The sequence below is a fragment of the Arthrobacter sp. Y3221087 genome (assembly GCF_059089905.1).
Genome location: NZ_JBNHFE010000006.1, coordinates 22,976 through 35,620, shown reverse-complemented (window position 1 = coordinate 35,620; position 12,645 = coordinate 22,976). Strand labels below are relative to the sequence as shown.

12 protein-coding genes are annotated in these 12,645 nt (G+C 63.9%); 10 read left to right on the top strand and 2 right to left on the bottom strand.

All coding sequences use genetic code 11. The features are described from left to right. The first annotated feature begins 95 nt into the window (after positions 1 to 95). On the top strand, positions 96 to 980 hold the full coding sequence (locus AC5RUO_RS16300) for an NAD-dependent epimerase/dehydratase family protein (RefSeq protein ID WP_494104064.1): 885 nt from the start codon (positions 96 to 98) through the stop codon (positions 978 to 980). Positions 981 to 1,125: 145 nt separating this feature from the next. Here AC5RUO_RS16300 and AC5RUO_RS16295 read toward each other — a convergent pair whose 3' ends face one another. After that, positions 1,126 to 2,061, bottom strand: coding sequence for an AraC family transcriptional regulator (locus tag AC5RUO_RS16295; RefSeq protein WP_494104063.1), 936 nt, complete (start codon positions 2,059 to 2,061; stop codon positions 1,126 to 1,128). 277 nt (positions 2,062 to 2,338) lie between these two features. On the opposite strand from AC5RUO_RS16295, the gene AC5RUO_RS16290 reads away from it, so the two are divergent. Genes AC5RUO_RS16290 through AC5RUO_RS16270 form a run of 5 tightly spaced genes read left to right on the top strand, consistent with a single transcriptional unit; the run spans position 2,339 to position 7,731 of the window. Beyond that, positions 2,339 to 3,691 carry an ABC transporter substrate-binding protein gene (locus AC5RUO_RS16290; RefSeq protein WP_494104062.1) on the top strand — a complete coding sequence of 451 codons (1,353 nt, stop codon included), beginning with the start codon at positions 2,339 to 2,341 and terminating at the stop codon, positions 3,689 to 3,691. Positions 3,692 to 3,711: 20 nt separating this feature from the next. Beyond that, the gene (locus AC5RUO_RS16285; protein ID WP_494104061.1) at positions 3,712 to 4,680 is read left to right on the top strand and encodes a carbohydrate ABC transporter permease; all 969 of its coding nucleotides are present in this window, start codon (positions 3,712 to 3,714) and stop codon (positions 4,678 to 4,680) included. Next, a complete protein-coding gene (locus AC5RUO_RS16280) occupies positions 4,677 to 5,597 on the top strand; it encodes a carbohydrate ABC transporter permease (protein WP_494104060.1) in 921 nt (306 codons plus the stop codon). Before AC5RUO_RS16285 ends, AC5RUO_RS16280 begins: the two co-directional genes overlap by 4 nt. Before the next feature lie 40 nt (positions 5,598 to 5,637). Continuing rightward, positions 5,638 to 6,696 (top strand): NAD(P)-dependent alcohol dehydrogenase, encoded by a 1,059-nt coding sequence (locus tag AC5RUO_RS16275; protein WP_494053187.1) that lies wholly within the window; start codon positions 5,638 to 5,640, stop codon positions 6,694 to 6,696. A 45-nt stretch (positions 6,697 to 6,741) separates the two neighbouring features. Beyond that, positions 6,742 to 7,731, top strand: coding sequence for a carbohydrate kinase family protein (locus AC5RUO_RS16270; protein WP_494104059.1), 990 nt, complete (start codon positions 6,742 to 6,744; stop codon positions 7,729 to 7,731). A gap of 480 nt (positions 7,732 to 8,211) precedes the next feature. Here AC5RUO_RS16270 and AC5RUO_RS16265 read toward each other — a convergent pair whose 3' ends face one another. Continuing rightward, complete coding sequence (locus tag AC5RUO_RS16265) at positions 8,212 to 8,544, bottom strand: CBU_0592 family membrane protein (protein ID WP_494104058.1); 333 nt, start codon at positions 8,542 to 8,544, stop codon at positions 8,212 to 8,214. 129 nt (positions 8,545 to 8,673) lie between these two features. On the opposite strand from AC5RUO_RS16265, the gene AC5RUO_RS16260 reads away from it, so the two are divergent. The 4 genes from AC5RUO_RS16260 (at position 8,674) to AC5RUO_RS16245 (ending at position 12,441) form a co-directional block, all read left to right on the top strand. Beyond that, a complete protein-coding gene (locus tag AC5RUO_RS16260; RefSeq protein WP_494104057.1) occupies positions 8,674 to 9,606 on the top strand; it encodes a LysR family transcriptional regulator in 933 nt (310 codons plus the stop codon). Positions 9,607 to 9,989: 383 nt separating this feature from the next. After that, entirely contained in the window at positions 9,990 to 10,313 is a 324-nt protein-coding gene (locus AC5RUO_RS16255; protein WP_494104056.1) for a BatC protein, read from the top strand. Between the two features lie 3 nt (positions 10,314 to 10,316). Continuing rightward, the gene (locus AC5RUO_RS16250) at positions 10,317 to 11,522 is read left to right on the top strand and encodes a cupin domain-containing protein (RefSeq protein WP_494011187.1); all 1,206 of its coding nucleotides are present in this window, start codon (positions 10,317 to 10,319) and stop codon (positions 11,520 to 11,522) included. Then, positions 11,512 to 12,441, top strand: coding sequence for a ferredoxin family protein (locus tag AC5RUO_RS16245; RefSeq protein WP_494011188.1), 930 nt, complete (start codon positions 11,512 to 11,514; stop codon positions 12,439 to 12,441). The genes AC5RUO_RS16250 and AC5RUO_RS16245 overlap by 11 nt, the downstream gene beginning before the upstream one ends. Positions 12,442 to 12,645 lie beyond the last annotated feature (204 nt).

The following is a 12,645-nucleotide window of genomic DNA, read 5'->3' as shown; positions in this document are numbered from 1 at the left end:
CGGAACACGGTCAGCGGCCGGCGACGGCGATCCAGCTGAGGGTGAGGTACCTACTCATCCCTGTACCAAACCCGGACTACCATCTAGGAGACATAATGAAGGTCCTGATCACTGGCGCCCATGGAAAAGTTGGTCGTGCCACTACCCGGGCGATGATCGACGCCGGACACGAAGTACTCACCACCGATCTCACCCGTCCCGGCTTCGAACGCAAGCCTGAAGGCACCCCGCATTACATGATGGCCGACCTCACCGACGCAGGGGAAGCGTATGCCGTCGTCCGCGGAGTTGATGCCGTCGTGCACGTCGCCGCGATTCCAGAACCAACTGGCAATCCGCCTCACGTCGTATTCCAGACGAATCTCATGGCGACCTTCAATGTCCTTGAGGCCGCCATACGATTTGGCGTGAAACGGTTTGTTTACATCTCCAGCGAGACGGTCCCCGGGTTCTTTTTTCCAGAGCGCGACTTCCTACCCGACTACGCGCCCGTGGACGAGGAGCACCCGATCCGCCCGCAGGACCCCTACGCGCTCTCCAAGCACTTCGGCGAGCAACTCATGGACGCCGCCATCGCCCGGTCCGACATCCGTTGCATCTCCATCCGGCCCAGCTGGGTCCAGTTCGAGGGCAACTACGAGGTTAACCTCGGACCGCAGATCCGTGACGCGGCGGTCCTCAGCCCCAACCTTTGGAGCTACATCGACGCCTACGACCTCGCCGACGCCATTGTCCTAGCCGCCGAGTCTGACCTATCCGGACACGAGGTCTTCTACATCGCTTCCCCTGACAATGCGGGCGGCCACGACTTCGCCGAGATCCTGAACAAGTACTACGGCCACACAATCGAGCTACGCGAATTAGACCGTACCGATGCTTCGGGGATCTCTAGCGCGAAAGCCCAACGGATGCTCGGCTGGACCCCAAAGCGATCCTGGCGCGACTACCTCGACGCCCAAGGACACACGGTCAACCACTAACCAACAGAGGGGAAGGGCGGGAGTCCCTCCCGCCCTTCCCCAGCAGGATAACTTTGAGGTCCACGGCTGGGGTCTATCGGGGTTATCCACTGCTTGGTATCGGGAGCCGTTGGGCCAGCTGGCTGCAGGAAATTGCGATTCTGGGTCAAGCCTCACCCTCATATCGGATGCGTTGGCGGTATTGCCGCGGCGTTTCCCCGGCATCGTTGAGAAAATGCCGGTTGAAGTTGGAGAGATTAGAGAAGCCCACCTCGTAGCAGATGTCAGATATAGCCTTGTCAGTGCGCTCCAGGAGACGCCGGGCGTGGGCCAGCCGCAGTTTACGGACCAGGTCGCTGAAGTTCTGGCCGGTAGCGCGTTTGAAGTATTTCGAAAATGACGCCTCCTGCATGCCCACCATGCCGGCGGCCTCCGACATTTTGATGGTGCCGGCATGGTTGCTGAACACGTACTCGAGGACTATATCGACGACGGCGGCGGCCTGGCCGTCCAGCTGGGGCCGGAACCATTCCTCCGCCAGGTAGCGCCGGTCTTCCTGGGGTGCGCGGGTCAGGACGGCGAACAAGTCAAAAAGGTGCTGAAGCCGCGCCAATCCGCTGGTGGTCCCCATAGCCTCGATGGCTGATGCCGCGGCTTTGGCTGAGGGTCCCAGAAACTCAATGCCGCGCTGGGACTGTTCCAGCAGCGGCTTCACCTCCGCCATTTCGGGGACCAGGGAAGCGGTCTGCTCCACCCACTTGCCGTCGAACTGGATGACGGCGTCCCTGTTCTCCAGGAATTCACCGGGCTGCAGGTCACTGACCCAATCGTGCGGCAGCCCTGACCCGACAAGGGCAACGTGGCCGGCCTCGAAGGTGCCGATGTGGTCGCCGACGATGAACTTTCCCGTGCCCTTCCGAATGAGGTGGATCTCGTACTCGGGGTGGTAATTCCATCGTGCGACCGGGCTTGGATAGCTGTGCTGGTGCCACCGGACTGAGTGGTTGGGATCAGGCGGAATAACCTCACGGTTCGCCCGCATCCCCAGCAGCCGTTCGGCCAGCCTGGCCGTCGCTCCCTCAGCAGTATCCGGGGCAGTCATCGTGGTGCTCCCAAGGCTCGGCGGTTTATGAAATCTGGACAGTGGATCTTGTTCCCGATCCCAGAGTACCGCTCGCCGCTTCGGCAGCTCCGGAAAATAAGTATCAGAAAGTGGCAACCACGACGCTAGTTGTGACCTGCACCCCGCGCCTAATCTTGAAAAACATCAGCGCGGGACCCCGGAGTTTCCGGTGGTAGCCCCCGCCCCGGTCCAGCATCCTGACACGGCAGTCGAGGTGTGGTGACCTTGCATCCCTTGAAGAACAAAGGAGTCCTTAATGCGCCCGAAAACGCGTGCTGCGACCCTGGCCGCCGGTGCTTTGTGTGTCGCGCTGGGTGCCTCGGCCTGTGCAGGTGCCGGCGGCGGCAATTCCGCCGGCGACCCGAACAGCATCAGTGTCCTGATGGTGAACAACCCCCAAATGGAAGACCTGCAGAGGCTCACCGCAGATAACTTCACCAAGGAAACCGGGATCAGGGTCAACTACACGATCCTGCCGGAGAACGACGTCAGGGCCAAGATCAGCCAGGAGTTCTCCAGCCAGGCCGGCCAGTACGATGTGGCATCTCTGTCCAACTACGAAATCCCGTTCTATTCCGCCAACGGCTGGCTCGCACCGCTGGATGATGTTGCTGCAGATCCCGGGTTTGACCAGGACGACATCCTCCCGGCCTATACCGCTTCACTCACCGGCGAGGACGGCAAACTCTACGGCGAACCGTTCTACGGCGAATCGTCCTTCCTGATGTACCGGAAGGACATCCTGGAATCCAAGGGCCTGACGATGCCGGACAAGCCCACCTGGGATGAGGTGGCGGAGATAGCGGCGAAGGTAGACGGGGCGGAACCGGGCATGAAGGGCATCTGCCTGCGCGGCCAGCCTGGCTGGGGCCAGGTCTTCGCGCCGCTGACCACCGTGGTGAACACCTTCGGCGGAACCTGGTTCGACAAGGACTGGAATGCGCAGGTGAACTCCCCGGAGTTCACCGAAGCGGTTGAGTTTTACACCAAGCTGGTCCGCGAGCACGGTGAGGCAGGCGCCGCGCAGGCGGGTTTTACCGAGTGCCTGAACAACATGAGCCAGAGCAATGTAGCCATGTGGTACGACGCAACGTCGGCTGCAGGCACCCTGGAAACCGAGGATTCGCCGGTGAAGGGCAAGATCGGTTACGCCCAGGCTCCCGTGAAGGAAACAACGTCCTCGGGCTGGCTGTGGACCTGGTCCTGGGCCATGCAGGCCGCGTCCAAGAAGCAGGATGCTGCAGAGAAGTTCATAGCCTGGGCCAGCTCCAAGGACTACGAGGAACTGGTCGCCTCCGAGCTTGGCTGGGCGAAGGTTCCGTCGGGCAAGCGGATCTCCACCTACGAGAACGCCGCGTTCCAAGCAGCGGCGCCGTTCTTTGAAGCTGAGCGCTTCGCCATCGAGAACGCGGACCCGAAGAACCCCGGCGTGCAGGAGCGTCCCGCCGTCGGCATCCAATTTGTGGGCATCCCCGAATTCGCTGCGTTGGGCACCAACGTGTCCCAAGGCGTCAGCGCCGCCATCGCCGGCCAGGGCAGCGTGGCTGACGCGCTGGCCAAAGGCCAGGAAGCCGCCCAAAAAGTGGGCGACAAGTACAAGCAGCCCTAACCGAACCGCAGGAGAACATCATGACTACCGCAACGGCGCGCATCTCCCGCCCGGGACGCAATGCAGCCACCCCCTCACGAGAAGCGAAGTCGCGCGAACGTGCCCTGGCTTGGGTACGGCGGGCGCCACTGCTTCCGGCGCTGATCTTCCTCATCCTGGTCACCCAGCTCCCGTTCGTGGCGACGCTGATCATCTCGTTCATGAACTGGAACAGCCTTAGCCCGGACAAGACCGTTTTCGCCGGCCTGGAGAACTACGCCACCGTCTTGACCGACCCTGACCTCCGGCAGGCAATCTTTACCACCATCCTCCTCACCGTCTCCGTCGTGCTGATCAGCCTGCTCATCGGGCTGGGCCTGGCCCTGCTGCTGGACAAGAAGTTCATCGGCCGCGGGCTGGCCCGGACACTGCTGATCGCACCCTTCCTGGTGGTCCCCGTGGCCGCCGCGCTCATCTGGAAGCATGCTCTGCTCAACCCCACCTACGGGCTGATCAACGGCATCCTCACCTGGCTCTGGTCCCTGTTCGGCAGCGCCACGGCACCCCAGCTGGACCTGCTCTCGCAGGCACCCATGATGGCCGTGATCCTCTCCCTGGTATGGCAGTGGACGCCCTTCATGATGCTGATCCTGCTGGCCGGCCTCCAGTCGCGTCCCATGGATACCGTGGAAGCGGCGCAGATGGACGGGGCCACACCGTGGGGGATCTTCCGGCACCTGACGCTGCCGCACCTGCGCCAGTACCTGGAACTCGGCGGACTGCTCGGAGCGATCTACATCGTGCAGAACTTCGATGCCGTCTTCACCCTTACCGCCGGCGGGCTGGGCACAGCGAACCTGCCCTACGCCATTTACCAGACGTTCTACTTCGCCAACGAATACGGCCTGGCGTCCGCCGCCGGCGTCGTGGTGGTCATAGGCACCATCATCGTGGCAACCTTCGCCCTCCGCACCGTCTTTTCACTCTTCAAGAAGGAGGCAGCACGATGAGCATCCTCACCCCCGCTGCACAGCAGAGCACACCTCCCGGCCCGACCGCGCTGAACACCGGCCGCACCCCGCGCCGCGGCAAGGCACGCATGGACCCCGCCCGCAACAACACCGCCGCAGGCATCGCGGCCTGGCTGCTCGCCCTGCTCTTCGCATCCCCGGTCCTGTGGATGATCCTCACCTCGTTCCACTCCGAGACCGACGCAGCAACGAACCCGCCCTCCATCGCCGCAAGCCTGACCTTGGACGCGTACCGGGAGTTCTTCGGCGAAACCTCCGGCGTCAGCCCATGGCCGTCCCTGATCAATTCCGCCACCGCCTCGATCCTGTCCACCGTCCTGGTGCTGCTCCTGGCCTTCCCTGCCGCATATGCACTGTCCATCCGGCCGGTGAAGAAGTGGACCGACGTGATGTTCTTCTTCCTCTCCACCAAGATGATGCCCGTGGTCGCGGCCATCCTGCCGCTCTACCTCTTCGCACGGACCGTGGGGGCGCTGGATAACATCTGGTTCCTGATCCTGATGTACACCTCCATGAACCTGCCCATCGCCGTCTGGATGATGCGGTCGTTCCTGGCCGAGGTGCCGGAAGAAATGCTCGAGGCGGCACAGATCGACGGCGCCAATCTCCTGCTCATCCTCCGCAAAATCATTGCGCCGGTGGCCATGCCCGGCATCGCCGCCACCGCCCTGATCTGCTTCATCTTCAGCTGGAATGAACTGCTCCTGGCCCGGGTCCTGACCGGCGTCGTGGCAGGCACCGCCCCGGTCTTCCTGACCGGTTTCGTCTCCGGCCAGGGACTGTTCCTCGCCCAGGTCTGCGCAGCCGCCGTCGTGATCTCCCTGCCGGTGCTGTTCGCCGGGTTCGCAGCCCAGGACAAGCTGGTCCAGGGCCTCTCCCTCGGCGCCGTGAAGTAAACGCGCCGGATCCGCAACAACTCTTCCAAGGATTGCTTCGATGACAACAACAACCACACAGGCACCTGCCAGCGGTTTTGATCTGCCGCCCACCATGCGCGCCAATATCCTCAAGAGCCAGGGCGACATGGCCATGGAGACCCTGCCCCTTCCCAAGCTCGACACCGACCAGGTCCTGGTGCAGGTTGCCGCCGTCGGCGTTTGCGGCAGCGACGTACACTACTACGAGCACGGCCGGATCGGCCCGTACGTGGTGGACCACCCGCTGATCCTTGGCCACGAGCTCTCGGGCCGGATTGCCGCTGTCGGCAGTTCCGTTGACCCTGCACGCATCGGCCAGCGCGTCGCCGTCGAACCCCAACGCCCCTGCCGTAAGTGCCAGCAGTGCAAGGCCGGCCGCTACAACCTTTGCCCGGACATCGAGTTCTACGCCACCCCGCCGATCGACGGCGCCTTCGCCGAATACGTCACCATCCAGAGCGATTTCGCCTACGACATTCCGGACAGCGTCAGCGACGAGGCAGCCGCCCTTATCGAACCGCTCTCGGTGGGTTTGTGGGCATGTGAACGGGCCGGGATCAAGCCCGGCAGCCGGGTTCTGATCGCGGGTGCCGGACCGATCGGCATCATCGCCGCCCAGGCAGCCCGCGCTTATGGTGCCACCGAAATCTACATCAGCGACATCGCCCAAGACCGGTTGGCTTTTGCGCTGGAGCACGGCGCGACGCATGCGCTCAACGCCCGGACCGACAACGTGGAAGGGCTCGACGTCGACGCCTTCATTGACGCGTCCGGCGCACCGCAGGCGGTCCGTTCGGGAATCAAGGCCGTGGCACCGGCCGGGCGCGTGATCCTGGTTGGACTGGGGGCCGACGACGTCGAACTGCCCGTCTCCTACATCCAGAACCGGGAAATCTGGCTCTCCGGCGTCTTCCGCTACACCAACACCTGGCCGCTGGCCATCCAGCTGATCGCCGACGGCAAGGTGGACCTGGACGTCCTGGTCACCGGAAAGTACACGCTCTCCGAGTCCGAGGAGGCGCTCAAGGCAGGAAAGCAGCCCGGCCAGCTCAAGGCTGTGGTCTACCCGGGCCGCTGACCCCTGCACCACATCCCCGCCAAGAAGCACTCCGAGGAAGCAGCCATGCCAACACCCTTCAACCCCTCTGATCCCACGCCCGGCGGACCCTTGGTGACCGTGATCGGCGAGTCCCTGGTGGACATCATCGATGACCCGCACCGGGGGACCGCCGGCCGTCAAGCGCACCCGGGCGGCAGCCCCCTGAACGTTGCCGTGGGAACCGCACGGCTGGGCCTTCCGACAACCTTGGTGACGCATTACGACGACGACGCGTTCGGGCTAATGGTCGACCAGCACCTGCAGTCCAACGGCGTTTCGCCGGTCCGGGGCGGTGCTTCGCCCACGTCCACAGCAACCGCAACCCTGGGCAAGGACGGCGCCGCAACCTATGCCTTCGACATCACCTGGGACATCAACGGCGCGTCGCTTCCCGCCTTTGCCGCCGTGCAAGCCTCCACGCACGTCCACACCGGCTCCATCGCCACCATGCTGCAACCGGGCAACCACGCCACGCTGGCCCTGGTGGAAGCGGCTCAGGCCGGCGCCACCGTGAGTTTCGACCCCAACTGCCGGCCAGGCATCAGTCCTGACGTTGCCGCCGCCCGGCGGCAGGCTGAAGTGTTCGTCGCTGCCAGCGACATCGTCAAGGCGAGCGATGAGGACCTGGCATGGCTCTACCCGGACAGGACTCCGGACGAGTCATTAACTGCCTGGCTGGAGCTCGGTCCGGGGTTGGTGGCCCTGACCCGCGGGGCACAGGGCCCCGTGCTCCTGAGCAGGCAGGGGCGCGTGGACCTGCCGGGCGAAGCCGTTGACGTAGCGGACACCGTGGGGGCGGGCGACTCCTTCATGGCCGCCCTCATCTCCGGCCTTGCCCAGCTGGATTTACTCGGTGCTGCCGGCAGGGAACGGTTGCGGAGCCTTGCTTCCGATGATCTTCGCGCACTGGCCTCCTACGCCAACAGGGCAGCAGCGATCACCTGCTCCCGCCAAGGTGCCAGTCCACCCTCGTCCGGGGAAGTGGACCCCATTACGACCTTAAGGACCGCTTAGGTTCCTCGGTCATTCATCCGAATCCCCATGCTCTGGCCCTTGGGGGGCTCTGGCATAACCCGTTTCATCAGGGACTCCCGCCCGCCACTATGCCTGTGGTGTGCTCGAAAGAACGACGAAGTCCACATACACAGCCGACGACCCACGAGCATGAACACGATGAGCACGGACTCGAACGTAAACAACGCGGCCAAGCCACAGGCTGGCGTGTCGCGGCGCAACCTGATCCAGCTGACAGGGGCCGGCGCGGCTGCGATCGGGCTGACCGGCGGAGCCAGCTGGGCTCTCCGCTGCAGAACTGGATGCCATCGATGCGCTTGCTTGACCGCGGCGTGCGCGGCGGACCCGACCCCGACGACGTCGACCCCTCAACGTGGGGACTCGGGATCGCCGAACCCTGACCCCCACGTTCGACCAAAGGAAATACTGTCCACACACGCCTTCCGGCCGCAGCCTCCAACGCTTTGGGCACGACAGGTCTCAGACTGCTCGACTTGGTCCAACAATCGGCAGTTGGCCTGTGGCGTCAGGGACGCCGGGAAGCTGCGTCGGTTGCACTTCGCCAACGGCCGGCTCATGAATTACGCGCATGCGAAAGAGCGCTATGCCAGAGATTAGGAACCAGGCAACGTTCGTCACAACCGACGGCCATGCCCCATGAAAGACGCCATTGACTATGAAGGCACAGGCTCCGATAAGATTCGCTGATTGGAAGCCCTTACCGGCCTTTAACCAGCCCATGGAGACAGCCAAATAGGCACTCAGGATTGCAACTGCGCCGCCCCAGCCAGCAGCTTCCCACAGCAGTTCCATGATGTCCTTTCCACAGCGGCACCCCGCGTCTGCCAAGCGGCAATGTGTGCGTCCTACGCCAAATATTGAGTGACGAGCACCTTCAGTTCAATTGCCTTCTGCTGAAGGTGTGGTTTAGAACTGCTTAACATGGACATCGACCCGCGCCGGTTGCGCGTTCTCCTTGCTGTTGCACGTACCGGCGGCATCCTTGCAGCTGCAGACGAACTCCGCATCACACCATCTGCAGTATCCCAACAGCTCAATAAATTGGAGGCGGAAACGGGCCATGCCCTGGTGGTACGCACACCCAAGGGATCGTCGCTGACACCTGCGGGAGTCGCGATGGCTGAAGCCGGCGAGGAGATCGAACGGGCAGTCAGCGTTGCCCTCGCCAGGATGCAGGGTGGGGCGACCGTCGAAGGCGTCGTTAAGGTAGGCGCATTCACGAGCTTTGTGCGAACGCTGGTGATCCCGCGTCTTCCCGAATGGCGCTCCCAGTACCCGCAGCTGAAGATCCAGATTGTGGAAGACGATTTCCCGGTCCTGATGCGCCTCCTGCGTCAACACCAGCTCGACGCCGTCGTGGTCGAACTGGACTCGAGAACGGCAGGGCAACAAGCATTGGGCGCCGGAATGATTGAGCAACCGCTGCTGGACGAGCCATGGAAACTGGTCGTTCCTTTCGGGACACTTATCACTACCGAGAACGTCAATCTCGGCCGGCTGCCCCTTCCCTGGCTGGGAGTAGAGCCTTCTGCGGCTAATGCTTCCGTACTCGATCGACTCCGCCGCACGGGCGGCGCAGCGGAGACTGTTCATCAGTACCAGGAAACCCTGACCGCCCTCGCGCTGGTAGCCGCTGGGGAGGGTGTCGCCGTTGTACCCACGCTGGCTCTGGCCGGCGTCGTTCAGGACGGTGTGGACGTCCTGGACGTTCCTGGGTTGGGGACCAGGCGTATCGTCCTGCGGCGGTTCGACCGGCGCAGGACGGCAAACTTGCCTGTAGATACAGTGGCACGCCTCCTGCGGGAATCAGCCGCCGCATTTGATACCCGTGGGCATGGTGATAATGCCACTTAACCGAGGCTGGCAACGTTGTCGCAGGAATCATTGTGATGCCACGAGCGTAGACGGCCGATTCATTACAGGCACAGAGGTTCGACGGCGGCGCGAACGATGTCGGCGGTATTGCCCACTGCGTAATCCGGGTATCTGGTTTGAGCCGCCTCGGAACCTGCGGCGGTACCACCACAGACGGGTCGTGCGGGGCCGTGACGGGCTCCGCACGGTGTTTCCATCTTTGTACCAAGATGCCGGGACCTGAGTTGTAGAAAAGGGTTGTTCCCAGGGCTGGCCCCGACGGTTAGGGTGATCACGGGCGGTGCCGATGAAGGATCGCCCGGTTGGGTGATCAGGTGCCAGTAACGGAGCTGATCCAAGCGATTCGATTCTCGGGAGGAAGCATGACCAGTCCAGAGCAGGATCCAAGCCAGCAGGAAGGCCCCGCGGACGGTGGCGCGGCCGGCGTCCCCGGCATGCACGACGGCGGTGCCGACGGTGGAGCTGACAGCGGTGCCGACGGGGGTGCCGACGACGCTGCCGACGGTGGAGCTGACAGCGGTGCCGACGGGGGAGCTGACAGCGGTGCCGACGGGGGTGCCGACGGTGGAGCTGGCAGCGGTGCTGACGGGGGTGCCGACGGTGGGGCTGACAGCGGTGCCGATGGTGGGGCTGACGGGGGTGCCGACGGCGGTGCTGATGGTGGAGCCGCGGAACGGGGCATCTGAATTTTGAGCACCACCCGCACGGACTTTCAGGACCCCGGCGCCGTGAAAAGCGGCGGGGTCCTGGAAACACGCCTGATTAAGATTGGCCGTGCGAGGTTCGCCGGCGACGTCTGGGGGCGCACGGCGCTTCTCACGCGTGGCGCCAGTGACTTCTCCGATCTGTTCTCTTCCGGGGCCGTCGACGAATTGGTCTCGCGCCGGGGTCTGCGCGCGCCTTTTCTCCGCGTTGCCAAGGGCGGCTCTACATTTCCCGACTCGTCGTTCACCTCGCCCGCCGGCGTCGGCGCCACCATCTCTGACCAGCTCGACGACACAGCGCTTTGGCGCAAGTTTGCGGACGGTGCCACGCTCGTGCTGCAAGCACTGCACCGCACATGGGCGCCTGTCTCTGACTTCAGCAGCAGTCTGAGCACCGAGCTGGGACATCCGGTGCAGGCGAATGCCTACATCACGCCGCCCCAGAACCGTGGGTTCGACGATCACTACGACGTGCACGACGTCTTCGTCCTGCAGATCGAGGGGACAAAACGCTGGATCATTCACGAGCCGGTCCACACGGACCCGTTGCGTGATCAGCCCTGGACCGATGTCCGCTCCGCCGTAGCCGAGGCCGCCAAAGGCGAGGCCTATATCGACACGGTGCTTGAGCCAGGGGATGTCCTCTACCTGCCGCGCGGCTGGTTGCATGCCGCCCAAGCGCAGGGCGAGGTTTCCATTCACCTCACGCTCGGCATCCACAGTTGGACCCGCTACGCATTGGCCGAACAACTCGCGCAGGCCGCGCTTGCAGCGCTGTGTGATGACCCCGAGATGCGCCGTACGTTGCCGTTGGGCGTCGAAGGGCCTGGTGCGGAGCTCGACGTCGTCCGTGAACGCCTCGCCGCTGCTGTCGTTGAGGCTGAAACCAGTTCTTTGTTCCAACGTACCCGGCGTGGTCAGGGCCGCCCGGGACCGCTGGGGCCGCTGGCCCAGCTCGCGGCTGTCGGCGGCCTAAGCCCCGAGTCTGTGGTCCGGCTTCGCGGTTCACTGGAAGCGCGTCTGGAGGGACTGCGCCTCACCACGCGCGTGGGTTGGCTCGACTTCCCAGCGACCGATCTGCCTTCCGTCACGCTACTGCTCGACGGGGAGATTCACACCGCGGGTGATCTCGGCGTCGAACTCGTTGAAAGACTGTTGCGCGCGGGGGTCCTCGTTCCCGTTGAACAGTGATCTAGACAGCGACTTCGCCACAGCGGCGGCCACACAGCGCTTCTTCTGCTCTGAAGGCGCCCGGTTGCGCGGCGACCCGATTGCAGGCACAGCGCCGCACGGCGTCGTCTGGGTCCTCATCGAGTACCGGGGCGGGTGGCCTCTCAATGGCTTTGAAGGGCTCGATCTTGAGCCTGAAACCAAAGCACTCGTGCTCTCCGCCGCGAAGGCGGCGCGGGCGCGGGTGCTGCTGGTGAGACGGCCCGGCCCCCGCCGCCGTCAAGGTAAGAGCCATTGGGCAGTACTGCACCATGAGGATTCGGGCGCCTATCGTCAGCAATGGGGAACGTGGGGCAAGGACGAGGATCTGGCGGAGGTTGCCAAAGCCCTCAGCCTCCCCGGAACGCTCGACTATCCGCCCCTCATCCTGGTCTGCACTCACAGTCAACATGACCAATGCTGTGCCGTGTGGGGACGGCCCGTGGGACGTGCGCTGAGCGAGCGGTGGCCGGAGCTGGTGTGGGAATGTTCGCATGTAGGAGGTGACAGGTTCGCAGCAAACGTCGTGGTTGCACCCGACGGGGTCTACTACGGAAATCTGGACGAGGAGTCGTCCGTCGCCACGATCGAAGGACACCTCGCTGGCCGTATCAGCGCGGAGCATTTGCGCGGATACACGGACCTCTTTCCAGCACAGCAGACCGCCGTCGCGGCCACGCTCAGGCGGTTCGGCCCGGCCGGCCGGAATGACTACAGAGTGATCGAGACCACCAGCAGCGGTGATCATTGGCGGATCCACATCACCGGATCTCCTCCTCACCCCGCGCGGATCGACATCGAACTCCGTACCCACCGCGGCCCGCCATGCCGGCTAACCTGCCGCGGACCGGCAACAAGCTCGGCCACGGTCTACGAGCTCATTTCGGTCCGCGCCGTCTAAGGGACCGGGTTTACCTAAGGCATTTCCTTTATCGGCGAGTCGATGGTGGTGCCAATCGACCCCGCGAACCAAGGCATGGAGCAAGGGTAGGCGCCCGTTCACGAGTTAGCTGGACGCCGTCGCCGCGATGCCGGGCACGAGGTCCAGGACGAGGAGTGCTCTTGCTTCACGGCACCAGCGGGAAGTGCCTGTAGACACCCAAGA